This is a genomic window from Rhizobium sp. AG207R, from assembly GCF_027109195.1.
GTDB classification, from domain to species: Bacteria; Pseudomonadota; Alphaproteobacteria; order Rhizobiales; family Rhizobiaceae; genus Rhizobium; species Rhizobium dioscoreae.
This window is the reverse complement of record NZ_JAEPVT010000002.1, coordinates 389,414-410,346: the sequence shown is the minus strand read 5'-3', so window position 1 is coordinate 410,346 and position 20,933 is coordinate 389,414. Positions and strand designations below refer to the sequence as shown.

The following is a 20,933-nucleotide window of genomic DNA, read 5'->3' as shown; positions in this document are numbered from 1 at the left end:
CCCGAATTTCGTTTGGCGAAGTTCCGCCTCTCTACTATCTAAGCCAGAATGATTTCGGAAAGCGTGCGCTCCCTGCGGCGCTGCCGAAAAGGATTCTGCAGTGAGGATGAAATGGCAGACATCACCAAGGAACAGGTGCTGGAAACGTTGAAGACGGTTCGCGGCCCGGACCTGGAGCACAACATCGTCGAACTCGGCATGGTGTCGGATGTCTTCATCTCCGATGGCAAGGTCTATTTCTCCATCACCGTACCCGCCGAGCGCGCCAAGGATCTGGAGCCGATGCGTCTTGCCGCCGAGCGTGTCGTCAAGGATATGCCCGGTGTCAAAGGCGCCCTGGTCGCGCTGACGGCCGACAAGAAGGCTGGCGCTCCGGCGCCCCGGGCCGCGCCTGCGCAAGCTGCCCCGCGAGGCCATTCCCATTCGCATCCTCATCAGCACGCGCCGCAACAGCCGCCCCGCGCCGCCAAGATCGGTGTTCCGGGCGTCAAGGCCATCATCGCGGTCGCCTCGGGCAAGGGCGGTGTCGGCAAATCGACGACGGCGGTCAATCTGGCGCTGGGGCTGCTTGCCAACGGCCTGAAAGTCGGCATCCTGGATGCCGATATCTACGGTCCTTCGATGCCGCGCCTCCTGAAGATTTCCGGACGGCCCACCCAGATCGATGGGCGCATCATCAATCCCATGGAGAATTATGGCCTCAAGGTCATGTCGATGGGCTTCCTCGTCGAAGAGGAAACGGCAATGATCTGGCGCGGGCCGATGGTGCAGTCCGCTCTGCTGCAGATGCTGCGCGAGGTCGCCTGGGGCGAGCTTGACGTGCTCGTGGTGGACATGCCGCCCGGCACCGGGGACGTGCAGCTCACCATGGCGCAGCAGGTGCCGCTTGCCGGTGCCGTTATCGTGTCTACGCCGCAGGATCTGGCCTTGATCGATGCGCGCAAGGGCCTGAACATGTTCCGCAAGGTCGAGGTTCCTGTCCTCGGCATTGTCGAGAACATGAGCTATTTCATCGCGCCGGATACCGGTGCGCGCTACGATATCTTTGGCCATGGTGGCGCCCGCAAGGAGGCAGAACGCATCGGCGTGCCTTTCCTGGGGGAGGTGCCTCTGACCATGGGCATCCGCGAAACTTCGGATGCCGGCACGCCGCTCGTCGCTGCCGAGCCAAATGGGGTGGTTGCGAATATTTATCGAGAGATCGCAGCCAATGTCTGGAAGCAAGTGGCAGGCGCACCGCAGCGCGCGGCGCCATCGATCGTATTTGAATAATTCACAAAGACATGTCTGCTTTCCGTATAGTGACGGATTGTCTTGTCGGCGTCCTGTGCTATGACTTCGCAAGTTTAGCCAAACTGCGGTGAAATCGCGCAATGAAGAGGTTGTGACTTGATTCTTTGCGAGCTTTGCTGCATATGCGCCGCCGGCGTGGAACTGGTCGGGCATTTCCGATGACCGCCCTCCGCCGCATGGTGGTTTTATTTCGTCCGAGCAGGCGGCTTCGCCAGGACGGGCGAAGGATTGGTACAGCAGCGCAATGGAACATGGACACGGATTCCCGGCCGGACCGGCGGGATACGACCGGGGTTTTATGAGCTTTTTTCATTGGCCATTGGTGGGATCGCGGCAAGAGCGCGCAAGGCGCCTTGATGGCGGCTTCCTCTCCGCTGCTGTGGGAGCAAGCAGTTGATAACTGCCTATTGCTCAGATTCCAAGCCGCTTCAGCTGCCCGATCTTTCGGCCGCCGACCGCTTGCCTGACAATGCCGTCTGGATCGATATGGTCGATCCCACGCGTGAGGAAGAGGCCAATATCGAGCGCCTGCTTGGGCTCGAGGTGCCCACGCGCGAGGACATGAAGGACATCGAGCCGTCGAGCCGCCTCTATGTCGAAAACGGCTCTGTCTTTCTCACGGCCTCGCTGCTGTGGAAGGCCGACACCAATCTGCCGATGCTCACCGATGTCGCCTTCATCCTGACGGGACATCGGCTGGTCACCATCCGCTATGCGCAGCCGAAGTCCTTCGCACTCTTCATCGCAGCGCTGCAGCGTATTCCGCAGGAGCGGCGCACGGGTGTCGCGCTTCTTGCCAAGCTTCTCGAAACCATCGTCGACCGTACCGCCGAGGTCCTTGAACAGACCGTGGCGGGTATCGATATATTGTCGGTGCACGTGTTCGGCGATCGCGTAAAGAAGATCCGCCGCCCGGCGAACTATCTGGAAGAAAAGCTCAAGGACATCGCAGGCTATCACCGTACGCTCAGCAAGGTGCGTGACAGTCTGAGTTCGCTGTCCCGGCTGCTGACCTTTCTTCATACCATCCCCGCCATGCAGCAGGACCACGAGGCCAGGGAACTGTGTCGCAACGTCTCGCGGGATGTGCAGTCACTGTCGGAGCATGCATCCTTCGTCGCGGGAAACATCACCTTCCTGCTGGATGCATCGCTCGGGCTGATCAATATCGAGCAGAATGCCATCATCAAGATCTTTTCGATCGCTTCGGTGGTATTTCTGCCGCCGACGCTCGTGGCGTCCGTCTACGGCATGAATTTCGAGCATATGCCCGAACTGCACTTTGCCTACGGTTACCCGACATCGTTGTTGCTGATGGTGGTTTCCGCCATCGTTCCGTTTTTCTTTTTTCGCTGGAAAGGCTGGCTCTGAGAGTCTAGTGATCCTGAATGTCTAACGAAACCCATCATTCTCCCGACGGGAAAATGAACGCTCGTAAGCTCGCATACCTCGCCCTCGGCTCGATCGGCGTTGTTTATGGCGACATTGGTACGAGCCCGCTTTATGCCTTTCGCGAAGCATTGAAGCCGGTGGCCGCCGATGGTCTGACGCGCGGCGAAGTCATCAGCGTCGTGTCGCTGATGTTCTGGACGCTGACCATCATCGTCACGATCAAATATGTCCTTTTTCTGCTGCGTGCGGACAACGACGGCGAAGGCGGCACCTTGTCGCTGCTGGCGCTGTTGATGAAGACGGCGAATGGCCACACGGCCATCCTGATGCTGCTGGGCCTTTTGGGTGCCGCGCTCTTCCTCGGTGATGCGATGATCACTCCGGCGCTTTCCGTTCTTTCCGCTGTCGAGGGTCTGAAGCTGGTGACCCCGCAATTGTCGGATTATATCGTCCCGATATCGGTGGCGATCCTGGCATTGCTTTTCGCGATCCAGTCGCATGGTACCGGTGCCGTCGCCCGTTTCTTCGGTCCGATCACGGCGCTTTGGTTCATCGTCATGGGTCTTGCCGGCATCATGCATATTTCCGATGATTACAGCATTCTGGCAGCGCTGAATCCCTGGTATGCGGTGAGCTTTCTGATGCGCGAGGGCTTCCTCGGCGTCGTCGTTCTCGGTGCTGTGTTCCTGACGGTGACGGGCGCGGAAGCGCTCTATGCCGACCTCGGCCATTTCGGCCGCCGCCCGATTCAGTGGGCCTGGTTCGTACTGGTGTTTCCGTCGCTGACCTTGAACTACTTCGGTCAGGGCGCGCTGGTGCTGCGCGAGCCCATGGCCATGTCGGACCCGTTCTTCCTGATGTATCCGCATTGGGCGATTCTGCCGGTGGTCATTCTCGCCACGATGGCGACGATCATTGCGAGCCAGGCCGTCATCACGGGTGCTTTCTCGCTCACGCGTCAGGCGATTCACCTCGGCTTCCTGCCGCGTATGGAAATCCTCTTTACCTCCGAGACCAATACCGGGCAGATCTTCCTGCCATCGGTCAATACGGTCCTGTTCTTCGGCGTCATCTTCCTCGTATTGGCCTTCAAGACCTCGGATGCGTTGGCAACGGCCTATGGTATTTCGGTGACTGGCGCGATGGTCGTCACCTCGATCATGGCATTTGAATTCGTCCGAGTCCGCTGGAACTGGACGCTGCCGATGGCGGTTGCCGTGCTCACACCGCTTTTGCTGCTGGAATTCGTCTTCCTCGGCGCCAACCTCCTGAAGATCCACGACGGCGGCTATGTTCCCGTCATGATCGCAACGGCCTTCACGGTGATCATGTGGACCTGGCGCCGCGGCACCTCGATCTTGATGGAAAAGACGCGGCACACCGATATCCCGCTGTCGTCCTTCGTCAGCTCCATCGAGCGCAAGAGCGATCATTCGCCCGCGCATGTGCCCGGTACGGCAATCTTCCTGACCAGCGATCCGGAATCTGCGCCCGCCGCGCTGCTGCACAATCTGAAGCACAATCACGTCCTGCACGACAAGAACGTCATCCTGACGATCCGCACCATCAACAAGCCGCGCGTCGCCCAGGAGGATCGCTATTCGGTCGAGAAGGTCTCGGAGCGCTTCTCGCGCGTCGAGCTGCGCTTCGGCTTCATGGAATCGCAGAATGTCTCGCAGGCGCTCGCAACCCTGCGCAAGACGGGCCTGAAGTTCGACATCATGTCGACCTCCTTCTATCTCGGCCGCCGCAAGCTGGTGCCGGATGCGAAATCCGGTATGCCGCACTGGCAGGACCGGCTCTATATCGCGCTCGCCAACGCCGCGACCGACCCCTCCGACTACTTCCGCCTGCCTGCCAACCGCGTTGTGGAACTGGGTTCGCACGTCATCATCTGACGCAGATATTCGTGCTGTTCGTTCAAAAGGCCTGGCGGATCTCCGCCAGGCCTTTTTTGTTTTCGGTTCACCACCTGCATAACCATAGATTCGTCCGAATTAACCATCCATCAAGGTTAATGGGAGATTATTCCGGCTCCTAGTTTCGAGTGCCGTTTGGAGTCCGGTGTTGTCTCGCTCGCGTTCCGTTAGCCGCAAGTCGCGGTTCCTGCCACAAAATTGGACCTCTCCAGCCGTCTTCGGGCTTTGCGCCTGGCTTATTTTTCCATCGACAGCAGCCTATGGCGACCTTGCCGGCCTGCTTGCCGGGATCGACAGGGAAGGGGCCAATTGGCGCATGGTGATGACGGACTCGCCGGCCGGCTCCACCCATCAGGCGGAACTGGCCTTCGGTGATGTCAAGGCTTCTGCCGCCATTGGAGATGGCGGTCTGGTGTTGCCGGACGGGCGCCGCGTCGCGTTCCAATCCGAAGCCAAGGGCAGCGATCCCCGGCCCGATGAAGACCGCATCAACCGGCAGGACAAGAAAGGCAGGGTGGTGGCCATCACGCCGATGCAGCCGCCGAAGGATTTTTCCGCAGGCTCGGTGCTGCAGCGCCAGAGCATGCTGCTTCGGCCGGAATCTGCGACTGGCGAGCGCACCGCCTTCCTGAAGCCGAAGCTCGGCGGCAAGGAAATCCAGATTGCCACCGCCTTCTACAAGAAAGAGCCGCCAAAGCCTGATGATAGCGTGCCGGCCTATATCGCCAATCTGGTCACCAATCAGAATGCCGATGTTCTGGCCGCGGCCTATGCCTCGCCGGCGCCGGACTATGCCCGTGTCTCGCCCTTCGATTCCATTCTCGCCAGGGATCAGGACGGTGAAGGCCGCTTCGTGCCGCAGATCGGCCCGAAGGATCATGCCTGGGCCGCCAATGTCCTGCCGCCATCGGTTTTCTCGCCCGACGAGCAGCAGTGCCTTGCCACTGGCATCTATTTCGAGGCGAGGGGCGAGTCCGTGAAAGGACAGGCGGCCGTTGCCCAGGTCATCCTCAATCGTGTCCGCAACCCGGCCTACCCGAAGACCATTTGCGGCGTCGTCTATCAGAACGAGGATTGGACCAACGCTTGCCAGTTTTCCTTCGCCTGCGACAACGTCAAGGAGCGCGTCAATTCTCCCGAACACTGGCGCATTGCCCGTCAGGTCGCCATGGCCGTGACCGCCGGCAAGATCTGGCTGCCGGAAGTCGGTTCCGCCACTCATTACCATGCTGTCTATGTCCGGCCGAAATGGGCTGCCGAAATGGTGAAGGTCGGCCGCATAGGCATGCACATCTTTTACAGGACCTATGGCGGCGGCTGGAGCTGATGCGCCCGGTTCCGGCAGATTGACACCGCGGGCGAGGTCGCTTCTCCTGGCAAAAAAGCCACAGGAAAGCGCGGGCTGAAGAGGATTCTTCGGCTCAGTTTTCGGTCAATATGGCTCTTTCGCTCTAAGATCATGATTTAATTGGGCTAATTTATGGCTGGACAGATGACGCCTACGCCTTGACTATGCTTTTTCCTAAAACTATGTTGCGCGCGACTTCAAAACGGGCCGAAAGGTGGCGAAACCTGCTGTTCGTTTACGCGTTGACCGGGGTACAGGGATTACGCGCAACGAAAATGGGGAGGATGCCACCATGACGGATGACCGCGACGAAGGTCTGGAACAGCGGCGGGCGCAGCTGGAAGCCGAATTGGCGACCAAGCGCGCTGCGGTGAGAGAGGATGAACGCGGGGAGGTTCGCGCCGAGGAAAGCCGTAAGGGCTACGCTCAGGCGATGAAGCTTTCCAGCGAGTTCATAGCCGCAATCATCGTTGGCGCCGTTCTGGGCTATGTCTTCGACCGTTTTGTCGGTACGACGCCGTGGGGCATGATTATCTTGCTGCTTCTCGGATTTTGTGCCGGCGTTTTGAATGTGCTGCGCTCTGCGGGCAAGGTGGCGACACCGGTGCCGGGCGAGGGTAGGCCTGATAAGAAATGAGCGGAGGCAACGCTGCGGCGCTGTTTCCAGATGAGAAGCATCCGCTCGGTGGAGCGGAAAAATGAAAGAGAACAAGCGGTGGCAAACGATCCTACCCATCAGTTCCTGATCTTCAAGATTATCCCGATCGATATCGGCGGAATTGATTTTTCGTTCACCAACGCCTCGCTGTTCATGGTTGCCTCCGCAGTTCTCTCCGCTGGCTTCCTTTATTTCGCCAGTGCGCCGCGCGGCGTCATCCCGACGCGCTCGCAGTCGGTGGCGGAAATGGCCTATGAGTTCATTGCCTCGATGTTGAAAGAGGGGGCGGGGACAAAGGGAATGAAGTTCTTCCCGCTGGTCTTCTCTCTCTTCATGTTCGTCCTGACGGCAAACCTGCTCGGCCTTGTTCCTTACTTCTACACCGTCACCAGCCAGATCATCGTGACACTGGCGCTTGCGCTGCTTGTCATCTTCACCGTTATCTTCTACGGCTTGATCAAGCATGGTTTCGGCTTCTTCAAGATCTTCGTCCCGCAGGGTGTTCCGGGTGTTCTTCTGCCGCTGGTAGTGGCGATTGAGATCATCTCCTTCCTGTCCCGTCCGGTTTCGCTCTCCGTTCGTCTTTTCGCCAACATGCTGGCCGGTCATATCACGCTTAAGGTGTTCGCGGGCTTCGTCGCCTCGCTCGGAGCACTCGGCGCGCTTGGTATCGGCGGGGCTGTTCTCCCTCTTATCATGACCGTCGCCCTCACCGGTCTCGAGTTCCTTGTCGCCTTCCTTCAGGCTTACGTCTTTGCGGTGCTGACTTGCATGTACCTCAACGACGCAATCCATCCGGGCGGCCACTAAGGATAAAGACATTGGCGTCTAACGGCGTCAGTCATTCACCGCACAACCATTTCAAAGGAGTTCAACATGGACGCGGAAGCAGCAAAGTTCATCGGCGCAGGTTTGGCTTGCTTTGGTATGGCCGGCACGGCTCTCGGCCTCGGCAATATCTTCGGCAGCTACCTGTCCGGCGCACTGCGCAACCCGTCGGCTGCTGACAGCCAGTTCGGCCGTCTGGTATTCGGCTTCGCCGTTACGGAAGCTCTGGGCATCTTCTCGCTGCTCGTCGCTCTCCTCCTGCTCTTCGCCGTCTGATATCAGCGGCGTCATAGATCACGGTTCGCGGGCAGCGAGCCGTGATTCTTTGTATTTGCAGACCACCTGGAGGTGAGCATGTTTGTGACCCCGGCATATGCTGAAGAAGCACCGCCGGCCGCCGGAGCGGTGCACACGGAAACGGGTGCGCCGAATGAAGGCCATCACGGCGGCGTATTCCCGCCGTTTGACCATACGACGTATCCGTCACAGCTGTTTTGGCTGGTGATCACCTTCGTCATCTTCTACGTGGCCATGCAGAAGATCGTTATTCCGCGCGTCGGCAGCATTCTGGAAAGCCGGCACGACCGGATCGCCCAGGATATCGAAGAGGCCTCGCGTCTGAAGGCTGAAGCCGATGCCGCCGTCGCGACCTATGAAAGCGAATTGGCCGCTGCGCGCGCCAAGGCGAATTCCATCGGCGCCACTGCCCGCGATGCCGCCAAGGCCAAGGCCGAAGAGGATCGCAAGGCGATCGAGGCAAGCCTGGCTGAGAAGCTCAAGGCCGCAGAAGGCCGCATTGCTGAAATCAAGGCGAAAGCCTTCGGTGATGTCGGTGCGATTGCCGAGGAGACGGCTAGCGCTGTCGTCGAGCAGCTGGTCGGCAATGTCGCCGGCAAGGCCGATGTCGCCTCTGCGGTTGCAGCCGCCGCCGCCAAGCAGGAGGGGTGATCCATGGAGTTCGCTTTAGACAACACCTTCTTCGCCTTTGTCAGCCTTCTCATCTTCCTCGGCCTGATCGTTTACCTGAAGGTTCCGGGCATGATGGCAAAGTCGCTGGACGACCGCGCAGATCAGATCCGCAACGAGCTGGCGGAAGCCAAGCGCCTGCGTGAAGAGGCCCAGCATCTGCTGGCCGAATATCAGCGCAAGCGCAAGGAAGCCGAGGCTGAGGCAGCACACATCGTTGCCGCAGCTGAGCGCGAAGCGGAAATGCTGACGACCGAGGCTCGCAAGAAGACCGAGGAATTCGTTGCCAACCGCACGGCTTTGTCCGAGCAGAAGATCAAGCAGGCTGAAGCCGATGCGATGAAGGCGGTCCGCTCCGCTGCTGTCGACCTCGCGATCGCCGCTGCTGAATCGGTGCTTGCCAAGAAGGCCGATGGGAACGTCCAGTCCGGTCTCTTCAGCGATGCCGTCAAGGAAGTGAAGACGCGGCTGAACTAAGCCCTGGGAATATCGAAATTCGAAAGAGCCCCGCTTCGGCGGGGTTTTTTATTTCCCTCCTGCTGGCTTGATCATTGCCGGAACCAACAGCAAAATCATGAGATTGAGGAGGGATGGATGCAGGCAGCGACAGGCGGCGAACCGTTTCGTCAAGGCGATCTCATCGTGAGACCGGCTGCGGCATGGACACCCGGCGTCCACGCCTTGCTGGCTGCGCTGCATCGGCACGGATTCGATGCAGCTCCGATTTCGGCTGGATATGACGAGGCCTGGGAGCGGGTAACCTATCTGCTCGGGGATACGGGCGATCTCGATGACTGCATTGATATGCGCGGCGAAATGGCGCTGCGGTCGGCTGCATCGCTGCTGCGTCGCTATCACGATTGTTCCCGCTTGTTCGCAAAGGACCTTGAGGCCGATCACACCTGGCAACTGCCGGCCCGCTCGCCTTGCGAGGTCATCTGCCATGGGGATTTTGCTCCCTACAATGTCGTCCTGAACGATGGCGAAGTGACCGGTATCATCGATTTCGAGGCTGCGCATCCCGGTTCGCGAATGTGGGATCTGGCCTATGCCGTCTATCGCTGGGCGCCGCTGTCCTCCAGCGTCGCCGTCGACGGAATGGACACACTTGCCGCCCAAGTTGGTCGCGCCCGCGTCTTTGTCGATGCCTATGGCCTGTCCATTGCCGAGCGTCCCTCATTGCCTGACGTCATCGTCGAGCGGCTCGAGGCTCTTTTGGCCTTCATGGAACGGGAAGCTGCCCGCGGCATCGAGAGATATCGTCGGAATCTCCACGAGGGACATGACCGCGTCTACAGAGAAGATGTTGCATATATCAGAAAGCGGTCGGCTGAAATCGCCGCGGGGCTGACGGGCTGAGTGCTTAGATGACCTCTTTGCGCAAGGGGCGAAAGCTCATGCGGTGCAGCGGGCAGGGACCATGCTCCTCGATACCTGCACGATGCTGCGCCGTGCCATAGCCGGCATGGGCCGCGAAACCATAGGCCGGAAAAACGACACCAGCACGCGCCATCATTCTGTCGCGTGTCACCTTGGCCACGATCGAAGCGGCAGCAATGGAGAAGGAGCGCGCATCACCTTTGACCACGGCTTTTCCTGGGCAGGCGAGCCCAACAGGCACGTCGAGCCCATCGGTCAACACATAGCTCGCCGGCACGGCAAGCCCGCAAATGGCACGGCGCATCGCATCGAGGCTTGCCTTGCGAATATCGGTCGTGTCGATACGGCCGGCACTCGACGAGGCGATGGACACGGTTGCCGTCGCCAGGATTTCGACGAACAGTTCCTCACGTCTAGCGGCTGTCAGCTGTTTGGAATCGTTTAGCCCGTTCGGGATACGCTCTGGATCGAGAATGACGGCGGCCGCCACGACCGGTCCGGCAAGTGGGCCTCGGCCTGCCTCATCGGCCCCGGCAACCGGCCAATGGCCGGCACGGCGCGCAATCAGTTCCAGCTCGAAAGTGGGGACGAGCGGAACATCCTCGAACAGCATTGGAGAATCGGGTGGTGCACGGCGTGACATGCGGCGAAGCTCGCACACCACCCGATCTCCTGCAAGCCCCCGGTGGATCATGGCGGCGAAGCCAGGGGCTTTTCCAGCGGGTACAGGGAAAACCCGCAGGGATCGTCAGAGCAGCGACAGCTGCACGCCGCTGCCATCCGGCGGCACGAACAGGTCGTCGCGTAGCGCAATATTGCGGCGTGTGAGCGCGAGCCGGCGGGTCGCCATCTCGAAACGGCGGCTGATCTGCCAGGCATAGGGTCCGGCACCCTTCATGCGCTTGCCGAATTCGGCATCGTAATCCTTGCCACCGCGCATCGAGCGGATCAGCGACATGACGTGACGATAGCGATCCGGATAATGCTGCAGCAGCCAGTCGCGGAAGAGCGGGCTTACTTCCAGCGGCAGCCGCAGGATGACATAGCTTGCCTCCAGCGCACCGGCCGCCTTGCCGGCGTCGAGGATACGCTCGATCTCATGGTCGTTGAGCGCTGGAATGATTGGTGCCACCATGATCGAGGTGCGGATCCCCGCCTCGCTCAAAGCCTGGATCGCCTCCAGCCGCCGCGGCGGCGTCGCGGCTCGCGGCTCCATGGTGCGCGCGAGCTTGCGGTCGAGTGTCGTCACCGACAGGCCTACGCGCACCAGGTTCTTGGCGGCCATCTCTTTCAGAATGTCGATATCGCGCATGATCAGCGCCGACTTGGTGACGATGGCAACCGGATGGTTCGCCCGGTTCAGCACTTCGAGAATCTGGCGCATGATCCGCCATTCCTTCTCGATCGGCTGATAGGGGTCGGTATTGGTGCCGATGGCAATCACCCGCGGCTTGTAGCCGGGCTTTGCCAGCTCACGCTCCAGAAGTTTGGCGGCATCCGGCTTGGCAAAGAGCTTCGATTCGAAATCCAGCCCCGCCGACAGTCCCATATAGGCATGCGTCGGCCGTGCGAAGCAATAGATGCAGCCGTGCTCGCAGCCGCGATAAGGATTGATTGATCGGTCGAAGGGAATATCGGGGGATTCGTTGCGGGTAATGGCCGTGCGCGGCTTCTCCACCTGCACTTCGGTTTTGAATGGCGGCAACTCTTCCCAGCTTTGCCAGCCGTCGTCGAAAGCTTCGCGCTGCTGCGGCTCGAACCGGCCGCTCGGGTTCAATCCGGCGCCGCGCCCACGCCGGCGCTCGACGTCGACCCTGAGACCGGCATCGGCGATCAAAGCATTGGCAACATCTGCCGTGTTGGCAGGCGCGAAAGCGGCCTGCCCTGCAAGGGACTGCTCGTTCATCGGTAGCTCCAGGGCGGCTCATGCCATCGCATGCCGCGTCTAAGATGATTAAATTCCTATCCGACAAATGAGAACATTGCAAGAACAAAAATCCGCGACCGTCATTTTCCATCTCATTCACGGGAGGTATTCGGCGGCGCCGGCCGTGAGAATTTCGGCCGCTTATGATGCTTTTCTTAAACGCTCGAGCCTGAGGGTTAGGTGCTGGCAATAAATTATGCGCCGCTCTATAAATGGGCAATGTTGACGGTCATCATCGAATGCCAGGATCACGAACCCGAGCTGGCGCAGACATTGGCGGCATTGGTGGCAGGAGCGGTCGAAGGGCTGGTCAGCGACGTGGTCGTGCTTGATCACGGTTCCAGGGACGGCACATCGAAGGTGGCCGATGCCGCCGGCTGCCGCTTTTATTCGCAGTGGGATATCAAGGATATATTGCGGTCTGCGAGGGGCGAATGGTTGCTGCTGATCGAGCCGGGCGCACGGCCGCAAGCCGGCTGGATCGATGAGATCGCCGAATATGTCTCGCTGAACAAGGTGCCGGCGCGCTTTACAGCATCGCGCGGCTATCGTCGCCCGTTTCTGAAGCGAATCGGCCGTCGTACGGCGCCGCTGGAACTGGGTTTACTGCTTTCCAAGCACCAGGCGATCGCCGTCGCCAGGTCGGGCATGGGGCTGGCGGAGTTCGCCAAGGGACAGAAGGGCCGACGGCTTTCAAGCGAGCTCATTCCGTCCTGGGTGGCACGCGCGGCGCGATAGGGCCTAGAGCATTTCCGCATTTCTTCGAATTGCAAAAACGCTCCATCTTTTTGTTTTTACGCAGCTCCGGACGCAAAATCGCTTCGCACTTTTGCTGGAACTGCTCTAGCGTTCCGCAGATTCCATTTGTAAACGCGCGAATAGCTGCGATAATTTGCATGTGGCGGCACCTTATGCGTGTCGCGTCAGGCGGCCGACCATGAAGATGCCGATATCAGGCGGAACTGGTCAGCGGAACTCTCCTTTTCTGCCGGGATTTCGGCGAAAGGAGGTGCGTTATGAAACGCACGATGCTCTACCGCCTCATGGCAACGATCTTCGTTGCAAGTGCAACTCTTTTCCCCGGCATTGCCGCCGCTCAGGTGACCTTGGCCTGCGCTCAACGCGTCGATATCGTCGCGTTTCTTGGCGACCATCTTTCGGAAAAGCTTTCGGCCGTCGGCAAGCTCGATCAGAGCACGATTGTTGAGATCTACGCCGCCGAGAGCGGCAACTGGACACTGCTGATGAGCGACGTATCCGGCCGGAGCTGCATCATTCTCACCGGCGATTCTTGGGAATCAATTCCTGTTCTGCCGAAGGCATGATCGACGCGCAATATCGCGTTGAGCAGAAGACCTATCTCGAGCCGGCGCCGCGCTTTAGATGCTCGTCGAGGCGCGGCATGATCTCCACGAAATTGCAGGGCATGTGGCGATAGTCGAGTTGCGCCTTCAAGATGCCGTCCCATGCATCCTTGCAGGCGCCAGGCGAACCCGGCAGTACGAAAATGAAGGTGGCATTGACCACACCGCCGGTCGCCCGTGACTGGATCGTCGCCGTGCCGATCTTGTCGTAGGAAATGCGATGGAAGACCTCGGAAAACCCATCCATCCGCTTCTCGAACAGCGGCTCCAGCGCCTCGGGCGTGACATCGCGGCCGGTAAAGCCAGTCCCGCCGGTGGTAATCACCACATCAATCGCATCGTCCTTCGTCCAGGCTTCCACCTGCGCGCGGATGCGCTCCTTGTCGTCTGGCACGATGGCGCGGGCGGCAAGCCTGTGACCCGCCTCTGCAATGCGGGCAACCAGCGTATCGCCGGATTTATCGTCAGCGAGCGTGCGTGTATCGGAAACGGTCAGCACGGCGATGCCGACGGGAATGAAGGATCTTTCGTTGCCTAACGCTGCCATCATGCCTCTCCCGCGATCGTTTCGGTTACCTGGAAATACCAGTCCGGCCGCTGCCTGTGAAGCGAAGCGGCGGCGGCCGTCGCCTGTTCGATATCGTTGAAAATACCGAAGCACGTCGCACCGGAACCGGACATGCGCGTCATGATCGGCCCCTGGCTTTCGATCAGGCCGGAGAGCGCTGAAATCTCACCGCAGATCGAGCGTGCCGGCGGTTCCAGATCGTTGCGCAGGGTCTTGATCGTGTCGATCCATTCGCCGTGTCCCTGCGGCATCTGTGATGGAAACAAGAGCGGCGGATTGTCCTTGCGGGTGAGCTGCCGAAACACATCCGATGTCGAGACGCCGACAAGCGGATTGCCGAGAACCACGGCAAAGGCGGGAAATCCCCGCAGCAGGTCTATCGCCTCGCCAATCCCGCGCGCGACCAGTGGTTGGCTGGCAAGGCACATCGGCACATCGGCGCCGAGTTTCAAGGCGATGGTTTTGACCGTCGCCTCCGGCAGGGTAACGCGCCATAGCCGCATCAGCCCGCGCAAGGTCGCCGCCGCGTCCGCCGAGCCGCCGCCGATGCCGGATGCGATCGGTAGATTCTTTTCCAGATGAATATGGGCAGGGGGGGCATCGAAGCCGGCCGAGTTGACTGCCTGCCGCAAGAGATCGCGCGCCTTGAGAACGAGATTGTCGCCGGCCTCGGCATCGGCCGAAAGCAACGGGCCAAAACGTCCAGAGAGACTGAAATCGTCATCCGCACTTGCGCGAAAGAAAAGACGGTCGCCATGGCGGGCAAAGCTGACGAGCATATCGAGCAAATGATAGCCATCGGCTCGGCGGCCCGTGACATGCAGTGCAAGATTGATCTTTGCGGGCGCTTCTTCCGTGAGGTCGAAATCGCCCGCAGCCAAGATCGTGCTCATGGAAATCTTAGGACTTCTTGTCGACCGGCGCCGGAGCGTTCGTGTCGGGCGAGGGCGCGGGTGCTGGATCGGGCAGCTTGCTTTTGTCAACAGTCTTCGGGTCGTTGTCGAGCGGCGGCAAGCCCTTCTCGACCTTCTCCTTGATCTTCGGAATATCGGCCTCTTCCGGCTTCGAGGCGAGCGCCCGGTTCCACTGATAGACGGCTTCGAGCTTGCGATTGACGCGCCAGTAGGCGTCGCCGAGATGGTCGTTGATCGTCGGATCGCCGGCCTTGAGCTGCGCTGCCCGCTCCAATTCGCTCACCGCATCATCGAAACGGTTGAGGCGGAAATAGGCCCAGCCAAGGGAATCGACGATATAGCCGTCATCCGGCCTCAGATCGACGGCCTTCTTGATCATGTCCAAACCCTGGTCGAGGTTCATGTTCATGTCGACCCAGGAATAGCCCAGATAATTCAGCACCTGCGGTTGGTCCGGATTGAGTTCGAGGGCCTTCTTGAAGTTCGGCTCGGCATCCGCCCATTTCTTCAGCCGCTCATAGGCAATGCCGCGCTGGAAGAAAACCGCCCAGTCGCTGCGCTTCGGCACTGGGCCGATGATCTGCACGGCCTTGTCGTAATTATCGGCCATGGACTGGAAGTCCTTGGCGTCGGAAAGCACGCTGCCGTAGGCGAGATAGCTGCGGACATCGTTGGGATCGGAATCGATCAGTGCCTTCAGATGTTTGCGTGCATCGTCGATTTTACCTGCCTGGGCGAGTGCGAGGCCGAGCTGCAGCTCGGAGATGCGGGCCATCGGCGAATTATCGGGCACCTTCTTGTAGAAGGCGATCGCGCGATCGGTCTGCTCCTGTTTTTCGGCCAGCCCGCCGAGCAGGACCAGCGTATCGGCCGCCTTCGGGTCGAGAGAATTGGCAATCTGTAGATAGAGCGAGACGACATCTTCGGCCCCGTCGCGGTTCAGCGCGGCACCGATGGTGAAGAGAACGGCGGCCGCACCCTCGCTGGCGTTCGTCACCTGCTGATCCGGCGTATCGCCCTTGCTGATGCTGTCGCGCAGTGCATTCAGCGGCGCATAATTGCTGACGAGATTGTCGCCGACGGAAATCGCATCCAGGGCCTTCTGCTTGTCTCCGGCCTTGGCTTCGAGGCGTGCGAGCGCCATGACGGCGCGCATGAAGGTGTCAGGTGCGGTCGCGCCGCCGGTCTTGTCGAGGATGGCATCGTTAAGGTGAGAGCGTGCCGACTTCAGGTCGCCCAGCGTCAGCGCAATGGCGCCGGCATGATAGTTCTTGAAGATGTTGAACCAATCCGGGCCCTTCATCTTGTCGATCATCGAGATTGCTTCCTTGCCGCGGCCGGATCCGGCACGCGCCCAGGCGGCGAGCAGGTTGGTCATCATCCGGTCGAGATCGTTCGGACCGTTATATTTGAGGATTTCCTGCGCGGTGCGGTATTCATGGCGGCGGATGGCATCCATGCCACGCACGATCGTCGTGACACGCTCGACCGAAGGATCGCTCTTCAACTCGTTGGCGTATTTGACGCCTTCTTCCAGATTGCCGTTCAGCAGCAGCGAGATCATCAGCCGCTGGCGAATTTCCGGATTGCTCGGATCGATCATCAGTGCCTTTTTGTAGAGCGCAATGGCAGTATCGTAGTCATGATCGACATCTGCGGTACGGGCGGCGAGGAACGCGCCTGCGAACGTATCGACGCTATCCGGATCGAAAGAAGTGACCGGAGCACTGGCCTCCGGCGCTGCCGGCTTATCCTCTGCGCGCGCGCCAGTCAGGGCGGACACCGAAAGGATTGCCGCCAAGGCTACGCCCGAAAGGAAACGGATGGCAAGTCTCTGCCGCATTAGAAAGCCTTTCATCAAGGGAATGGCCGGCGACTTCGCCGGCGGCACAACGCATTCGTGTCAACTGATTCACAACAGGATGGCTTTTTTGAAGCGGCCCTGCAACAAATTCAGGCCACCGCCATCAATTAACGCGTTCGATGCAGAAATCGATCACTTCCAGAAGTGCCGATTTCCAGGGCGTTTCCGGCAATGGCGCCAAGGCGTCGCGGGCAATCGTGCCGTAGTGTACGGCGCGGGCAATTGTGTCAGCCAACGCGCCGTATTTCGTGATCAGGCCGAGGGCCTTTTCGAGATTCTCGTCGCTGTTATCGCCGGTTTCGATGGCCTCACGCCAGAAGGCGCGTTCCTTCTCGGTGCCGCGGCGATAGGCGAGGATCACCGGAAGCGTGATCTTGCCCTCGCGGAAATCGTCGCCGACATTCTTGCCGAGGTCGGCAGCCTTGCCGCCGTAATCGAGCGCATCGTCGACGAGCTGGAAGGCTAGGCCGAGATTGGTGCCGTAGGATTTCAGCGCATTGCGCTCCGCCTTGCCGGCATTGGCGACGATCGGGCCGACTTCGGCCGCGGCGGCAAAGAGCGCCGCGGTCTTGGCGCGGATGACCGAGAGATAATCGTCTTCCGTCGTCTCCATGTTCTTGGAAACGGAAAGCTGCAGCACTTCGCCTTCCGCGATAACGCAGGCTGCCGAAGAGAGTACGTCGAGCGCTTCGAGCGAGCCGACTTCCACCATCATGCGGAAAGCCTGGCCGAGCAGGAAATCGCCGACCAGAACGCTCGCCTGGTTGCCCCAGATCATCCGGGCCGTGGATTTGCCGCGGCGCAGATCGCTTTCATCGACGACGTCGTCGTGCAGCAGCGTCGCCGTATGCAGGAATTCGACCGATGTCGCGAGCTTGATGTGATTGTCGCCCTGATAGCCGTAAAGTGCGGCGGACGCGATCGTCAGCATCGGCCGCAAACGCTTGCCGCCGGAGGAGATGAGGTGCTCCGCAACCTCGGGGATCATCTGCACATCGGAGCCGGCCTTGGACAGGATGAGCTGATTGACGCGTTCCATGTCCGCCTTGGTCAGGTCCACCAAAGGCTTGATGGATGCCAGTTTATTCTTGCTTTCTTCCAGCGGTATCACGACGCCCAACGATCCGGACTCCTGTTCATTTCCTGCAAAGCACAATAAGAAGGGGCGAAAGAGGCGGCAAGAGGCGAATTGTCTCGTCGCGTAAATTTGACAGGAATTCTAAGGCTTATGCACGAGCTGATCCGCACCAACGACCCGGTCCTTCTCTCATTTGCGGAGAGTCTGATGAAGGATGCAGGAATCCATTGCCTGGTGGCGGATCAGGCGATGAGCGTTCTGGAGGGTTCGCTCGGCATGCTGCCCCGCCGCTTTCTGGTGGAAGAAGAGCGTGCCGATCTGGCCCGCCGCATCCTCATTGATGCCGGTCTCGGTGACGAACTGCGCCCGGTGCGGACCTGAGGTCGGCCATGACCGGCAAGCCCTCCGAAACCATCGATGCCTTCCACCGCGGCGCTTTCCATGTCGTGCAGCCGAAAGGCAGGGGGCACCGCTCCGGTATGGATGCCATGTTGCTGGCGGCCCTCGTCGCAGATGAGCGGACGATCCGGGTGGCGGATCTCGGCGCAGGTGCTGGAGCAGCCGGAATGGCCGTGGCCTCGAGACTCGACCGGGCGGAGGTCGTGCTGTTCGAGCGCTCGTCCGACATGGCCGAGTTCGCGCGCAGGAGCCTTTCGTTGCCGGAAAATGCCCGTTTTGCCGGCCGCGTGTCCGTTATCGAGGCCGACGTGACGCTGACCGGCAAGGATCGCAACGAGGCGGGGCTTGTCGACGACAGCTTCCACCATGTCATCATGAACCCGCCTTTCAACGATGCCAGCGACCGGTTGACGCCCGACGCCTTGAAGGCAGAGGCACATGCCATGACGGACGGACTGTTCGAGAAATGGATTCGCACGGCAGGTGCGATCATGATCCCTGGTGGGCAGCTGTCGCTGATCGCCCGGCCGGAGTCGATCGGCGAGATCATCGCCGCCTGCGGTCGCCGCTTCGGCGGCATTGAAATCACACCGATCCATCCCCGCGAAGGCGAGAGTGCGGTGCGCATCCTGGTGACGGCGATCAAGGGTTCGAGGGCGAGGCTGGCGCTGCGCGCACCTCTGATCATGCATGGCGAAGGGACGCATAAATTCACCGATTTCGTCGATGATATGAACAACGGCCGCGCTTCGTATCCGCGCCGATAGCCATTCGGCTGCCCTCAGCGTCAGAGCATCAAATACAATCCGCAATATTGCGTTTGCCATTTCCATGCATACATCACGGGCAACAAACATCATGAAACAGGGATGACGAATGGTTGGGTTCTTGAGACGCATGCTTCCGAAGCGCTTCCGCAAGGAGGAGGTGATCGTCCCCGTCGTCCGCCTGAGCGGCGTCATCTCTTCCGGGGGAGGGCCGCTGCGGCAATCGCTGAATCTGGCAGGCTCATCCCAGGCTCTTGAAAAAGCCTTCGGTATGAAGCCGGCGCCGGCTGTCGCCATTATCGTCAATTCGCCGGGCGGCTCTCCGGTGCAGTCGCGGATGATCTACAATCGTATCCGCGATCTGGCCGCCGAGAAAAACAAGAAGGTTCTGGTCTTCGTCGAGGACGTTGCGGCCTCCGGTGGCTACATGATTGCATTGGCCGGCGATGAAATCATTGCCGATGCCACCTCGATCGTCGGTTCGATCGGCGTCGTTTCCGGCGGGTTCGGATTTCCGGAGCTCCTGAAGAAGATCGGCGTCGAGCGCCGCGTCTATACCGCCGGCGAGAACAAGGTGATCCTCGATCCCTTCAAGCCGGAGAAGGAAAAGGACATTGAATATCTAAAGAGCCTGCAGCTGGAGATCCACAAGGTCTTCATCGAAATGGTGCTCGAGCGTCGTACAGGAAAACTCTCGGCTGACGAAACGGTGTTCTCCGGCCTGTTCTGGACCGGCAGCCGCGGGCTGGAGCTCGGCCTGATCGATGGTCTCGGCGACATGCGCCAGGAGCTGAGGAAGCGCTTCGGCGACAAGGTCAAGCCTATGTTGATCACCACGCCGCGCAGCCTTTTCGGCCGCAAGGCTCCGGGCATCTCGCTTGGGAGCATGGATGGCCTCGGCGCCGGGCTTGCATCCGGGCTTGCGGAAGCGGCAGAGGAAAGGGCATTGTGGAGCCGGTACGGATTGTAAGCGGGAGCGCTGGGTAATGCCCCAGATCATCTTCTTTGTCGTCGCCGTCGGCGGCCTCTGGCTGCTCTATCGGCGTTTCGTGCGCGATGCACAGAAGCTCGCCGAAAAATCCCATCGCGCCGAAACGGAACGCCGTACCGGCGCGATGGGAACCTTGGTCAAGGACCCGAAGACCGGCGAGTATCACGTGAAGCGCGAGGATGAATAAAACTCATATGCCTCGATGAGGTAGGCTGCAGCGCCGTTTGTGCTGCAAAGCCTTGACCCGTTCGTCCCGCCGTGGCACCTGTCCGCCAAACCATTCGCTAGCGGAAGAAATCAGTTCCCATGACTGCCAACGTGCCCGACCATATGAACCCGAAGCGCTCCTTTCAGGCGCTGATCCTGACGCTGCACAATTACTGGGCCGATAAGGGTTGCGCGGTTCTGCAGCCGTACGACATGGAGGTCGGCGCCGGCACGTTCCATCCGGCGACCACGCTGCGCTCGCTCGGTCCCAAGCCGTGGCGCGCTGCCTATGTCCAGCCGTCGCGCCGCCCGTCCGATGGCCGCTATGGCGAGAATCCGAACCGCCTGCAGCACTATTATCAGTATCAGGTCATCCTGAAGCCTAATCCGCCTAATCTGCAGGAGCTCTATCTCGGCTCGTTGAAGGCGATCGGCCTCGATCCGCTTCTGCACGATATCCGCTTCGTCGAGGACGATTGGGAAAGCCCGACGCTCGGCGCATGGGGCCTCGGCTGGGAATGCTGGTGCGATGGCATGGAAGTCTCACAGTTCACCTATTTCCAGCAGGTCTGCGGCATCGAATGCGCTCCCGTCGCCGGTGAGCTGACCTACGGCTTAGAGCGTCTTGCGACCTATGTTCAGGGCGTCGACAGCGTCTATGACCTGAACTTCAACGGCCTCGAAGGCGAAGACAAGATCACCTACGGCGATGTCTTTCTCCAGGCCGAGCAGGAATACTCCCGGCATAATTTCGAATATGCCAATACCGAGACGCTGCATCGCCATTTCATCGATGCCGAAAAGGAATGCCAGGCATTGCTGGCTGCCGGCGCCCCCGGCGACAGCGAAAACCATCGCCTGCACAAATGCGTCTTCCCGGCTTACGACCAGTGCATCAAGGCGAGCCACGTCTTCAACCTGCTCGACGCCCGTGGCGTCATCTCGGTGACGGAACGCCAGAGCTACATCCTGCGCGTGCGCACGCTCGCCAAGGCTTGCGGCGAAGCCTTCCTGCTGACGGATGCCGGCGGCGTCAACTGGAACCAGCAGGCCGCTTGAGGCAAGCTCCC

23 protein-coding genes are annotated in these 20,933 nt (G+C 60.1%); 17 read left to right on the top strand and 6 right to left on the bottom strand.

All coding sequences use genetic code 11. From position 1 onward, the window contains the following. Nucleotides 1-111 precede the first annotated feature (111 nt). The 10 genes from apbC (at nucleotide 112) to JJQ51_RS05925 (ending at nucleotide 9,763) form a co-directional block, all read left to right on the top strand. Nucleotides 112-1,272, top strand: a complete 1,161-nt coding sequence (apbC, locus tag JJQ51_RS05970; RefSeq protein WP_113353855.1) for an iron-sulfur cluster carrier protein ApbC — start codon at nucleotides 112-114, stop codon at nucleotides 1,270-1,272. 414 nt (nucleotides 1,273-1,686) lie between these two features. After that, on the top strand, nucleotides 1,687-2,664 hold the full coding sequence (locus JJQ51_RS05965; RefSeq protein ID WP_113330975.1) for a magnesium transporter CorA family protein: 978 nt from the start codon (nucleotides 1,687-1,689) through the stop codon (nucleotides 2,662-2,664). Nucleotides 2,665-2,717: 53 nt separating this feature from the next. Further along, on the top strand, nucleotides 2,718-4,583 hold the full coding sequence (locus JJQ51_RS05960; protein ID WP_371864861.1) for a potassium transporter Kup: 1,866 nt from the start codon (nucleotides 2,718-2,720) through the stop codon (nucleotides 4,581-4,583). A gap of 169 nt (nucleotides 4,584-4,752) precedes the next feature. Further along, the gene (locus JJQ51_RS05955) at nucleotides 4,753-5,931 is read left to right on the top strand and encodes a cell wall hydrolase (protein WP_113353856.1); all 1,179 of its coding nucleotides are present in this window, start codon (nucleotides 4,753-4,755) and stop codon (nucleotides 5,929-5,931) included. A 313-nt stretch (nucleotides 5,932-6,244) separates the two neighbouring features. After that, the gene (locus tag JJQ51_RS05950) at nucleotides 6,245-6,589 is read left to right on the top strand and encodes an AtpZ/AtpI family protein (protein ID WP_113353857.1); all 345 of its coding nucleotides are present in this window, start codon (nucleotides 6,245-6,247) and stop codon (nucleotides 6,587-6,589) included. A 78-nt stretch (nucleotides 6,590-6,667) separates the two neighbouring features. Beyond that, nucleotides 6,668-7,420 (top strand): F0F1 ATP synthase subunit A, encoded by a 753-nt coding sequence (locus tag JJQ51_RS05945; protein WP_092709533.1) that lies wholly within the window; start codon nucleotides 6,668-6,670, stop codon nucleotides 7,418-7,420. A 66-nt stretch (nucleotides 7,421-7,486) separates the two neighbouring features. Further along, a complete protein-coding gene (locus JJQ51_RS05940) occupies nucleotides 7,487-7,714 on the top strand; it encodes a F0F1 ATP synthase subunit C (RefSeq protein WP_015338972.1) in 228 nt (75 codons plus the stop codon). A gap of 78 nt (nucleotides 7,715-7,792) precedes the next feature. Then, entirely contained in the window at nucleotides 7,793-8,386 is a 594-nt protein-coding gene (locus JJQ51_RS05935; RefSeq protein ID WP_069612428.1) for a F0F1 ATP synthase subunit B, read from the top strand. A 3-nt stretch (nucleotides 8,387-8,389) separates the two neighbouring features. Next, the gene (locus tag JJQ51_RS05930; RefSeq protein WP_069612429.1) at nucleotides 8,390-8,881 is read left to right on the top strand and encodes a F0F1 ATP synthase subunit B; all 492 of its coding nucleotides are present in this window, start codon (nucleotides 8,390-8,392) and stop codon (nucleotides 8,879-8,881) included. 117 nt (nucleotides 8,882-8,998) lie between these two features. Beyond that, entirely contained in the window at nucleotides 8,999-9,763 is a 765-nt protein-coding gene (locus tag JJQ51_RS05925; RefSeq protein ID WP_113353858.1) for a phosphotransferase, read from the top strand. A gap of 4 nt (nucleotides 9,764-9,767) precedes the next feature. Here JJQ51_RS05925 and JJQ51_RS05920 read toward each other — a convergent pair whose 3' ends face one another. Together JJQ51_RS05920 and JJQ51_RS05915 are read right to left on the bottom strand one after the other, a co-directional pair. After that, nucleotides 9,768-10,427, bottom strand: a complete 660-nt coding sequence (locus JJQ51_RS05920) for a ribonuclease HII (protein WP_113330980.1) — start codon at nucleotides 10,425-10,427, stop codon at nucleotides 9,768-9,770. Between the two features lie 105 nt (nucleotides 10,428-10,532). After that, complete coding sequence (locus JJQ51_RS05915) at nucleotides 10,533-11,690, bottom strand: PA0069 family radical SAM protein (RefSeq protein WP_113330981.1); 1,158 nt, start codon at nucleotides 11,688-11,690, stop codon at nucleotides 10,533-10,535. A 240-nt stretch (nucleotides 11,691-11,930) separates the two neighbouring features. Here JJQ51_RS05915 and JJQ51_RS05910 point away from each other — a divergent pair, with 240 nt between their 5' ends. Then, a complete protein-coding gene (locus JJQ51_RS05910; RefSeq protein WP_113354075.1) occupies nucleotides 11,931-12,449 on the top strand; it encodes a glycosyl transferase in 519 nt (172 codons plus the stop codon). Between the two features lie 278 nt (nucleotides 12,450-12,727). Next, complete coding sequence (locus JJQ51_RS05905; protein ID WP_069612433.1) at nucleotides 12,728-13,036, top strand: hypothetical protein; 309 nt, start codon at nucleotides 12,728-12,730, stop codon at nucleotides 13,034-13,036. A 31-nt stretch (nucleotides 13,037-13,067) separates the two neighbouring features. On the opposite strand, the gene moaB is transcribed toward JJQ51_RS05905, so the two are convergent. The 4 genes from moaB to JJQ51_RS05885 all read right to left on the bottom strand — a co-directional run bounded on the left by moaB (nucleotide 13,068) and on the right by JJQ51_RS05885 (nucleotide 17,541). Then, nucleotides 13,068-13,622 (bottom strand): molybdenum cofactor biosynthesis protein B, encoded by a 555-nt coding sequence (gene moaB, locus JJQ51_RS05900; protein WP_113353859.1) that lies wholly within the window; start codon nucleotides 13,620-13,622, stop codon nucleotides 13,068-13,070. After that, nucleotides 13,622-14,536, bottom strand: coding sequence for a 4-(cytidine 5'-diphospho)-2-C-methyl-D-erythritol kinase (locus JJQ51_RS05895; RefSeq protein ID WP_113330984.1), 915 nt, complete (start codon nucleotides 14,534-14,536; stop codon nucleotides 13,622-13,624). Before JJQ51_RS05895 ends, moaB begins: the two co-directional genes overlap by 1 nt. 7 nt (nucleotides 14,537-14,543) lie before the next feature. After that, nucleotides 14,544-16,400, bottom strand: coding sequence for a tetratricopeptide repeat protein (locus JJQ51_RS05890; protein WP_113353860.1), 1,857 nt, complete (start codon nucleotides 16,398-16,400; stop codon nucleotides 14,544-14,546). Nucleotides 16,401-16,524: 124 nt separating this feature from the next. Further along, complete coding sequence (locus tag JJQ51_RS05885; RefSeq protein ID WP_069612437.1) at nucleotides 16,525-17,541, bottom strand: polyprenyl synthetase family protein; 1,017 nt, start codon at nucleotides 17,539-17,541, stop codon at nucleotides 16,525-16,527. 108 nt (nucleotides 17,542-17,649) lie between these two features. On the opposite strand from JJQ51_RS05885, the gene JJQ51_RS05880 reads away from it, so the two are divergent. From JJQ51_RS05880 to JJQ51_RS05860, 5 genes are all read left to right on the top strand, one after another. Further along, nucleotides 17,650-17,880 carry a putative signal transducing protein gene (locus JJQ51_RS05880; protein WP_069612438.1) on the top strand — a complete coding sequence of 77 codons (231 nt, stop codon included), beginning with the start codon at nucleotides 17,650-17,652 and terminating at the stop codon, nucleotides 17,878-17,880. Between the two features lie 8 nt (nucleotides 17,881-17,888). Continuing rightward, the gene (locus JJQ51_RS05875; RefSeq protein ID WP_113353861.1) at nucleotides 17,889-18,665 is read left to right on the top strand and encodes a tRNA1(Val) (adenine(37)-N6)-methyltransferase; all 777 of its coding nucleotides are present in this window, start codon (nucleotides 17,889-17,891) and stop codon (nucleotides 18,663-18,665) included. Nucleotides 18,666-18,774: 109 nt separating this feature from the next. Next, a complete protein-coding gene (locus tag JJQ51_RS05870; RefSeq protein ID WP_113353862.1) occupies nucleotides 18,775-19,635 on the top strand; it encodes a S49 family peptidase in 861 nt (286 codons plus the stop codon). Between the two features lie 16 nt (nucleotides 19,636-19,651). Continuing rightward, nucleotides 19,652-19,843: an NfeD family protein gene (locus tag JJQ51_RS05865; RefSeq protein WP_113353863.1), complete on the top strand. Its 192-nt coding sequence runs from the start codon at nucleotides 19,652-19,654 to the stop codon at nucleotides 19,841-19,843. Between the two features lie 119 nt (nucleotides 19,844-19,962). Continuing rightward, on the top strand, nucleotides 19,963-20,922 hold the full coding sequence (locus tag JJQ51_RS05860; RefSeq protein ID WP_113353864.1) for a glycine--tRNA ligase subunit alpha: 960 nt from the start codon (nucleotides 19,963-19,965) through the stop codon (nucleotides 20,920-20,922). The last annotated feature ends 11 nt before the right edge of the window (nucleotides 20,923-20,933 follow it).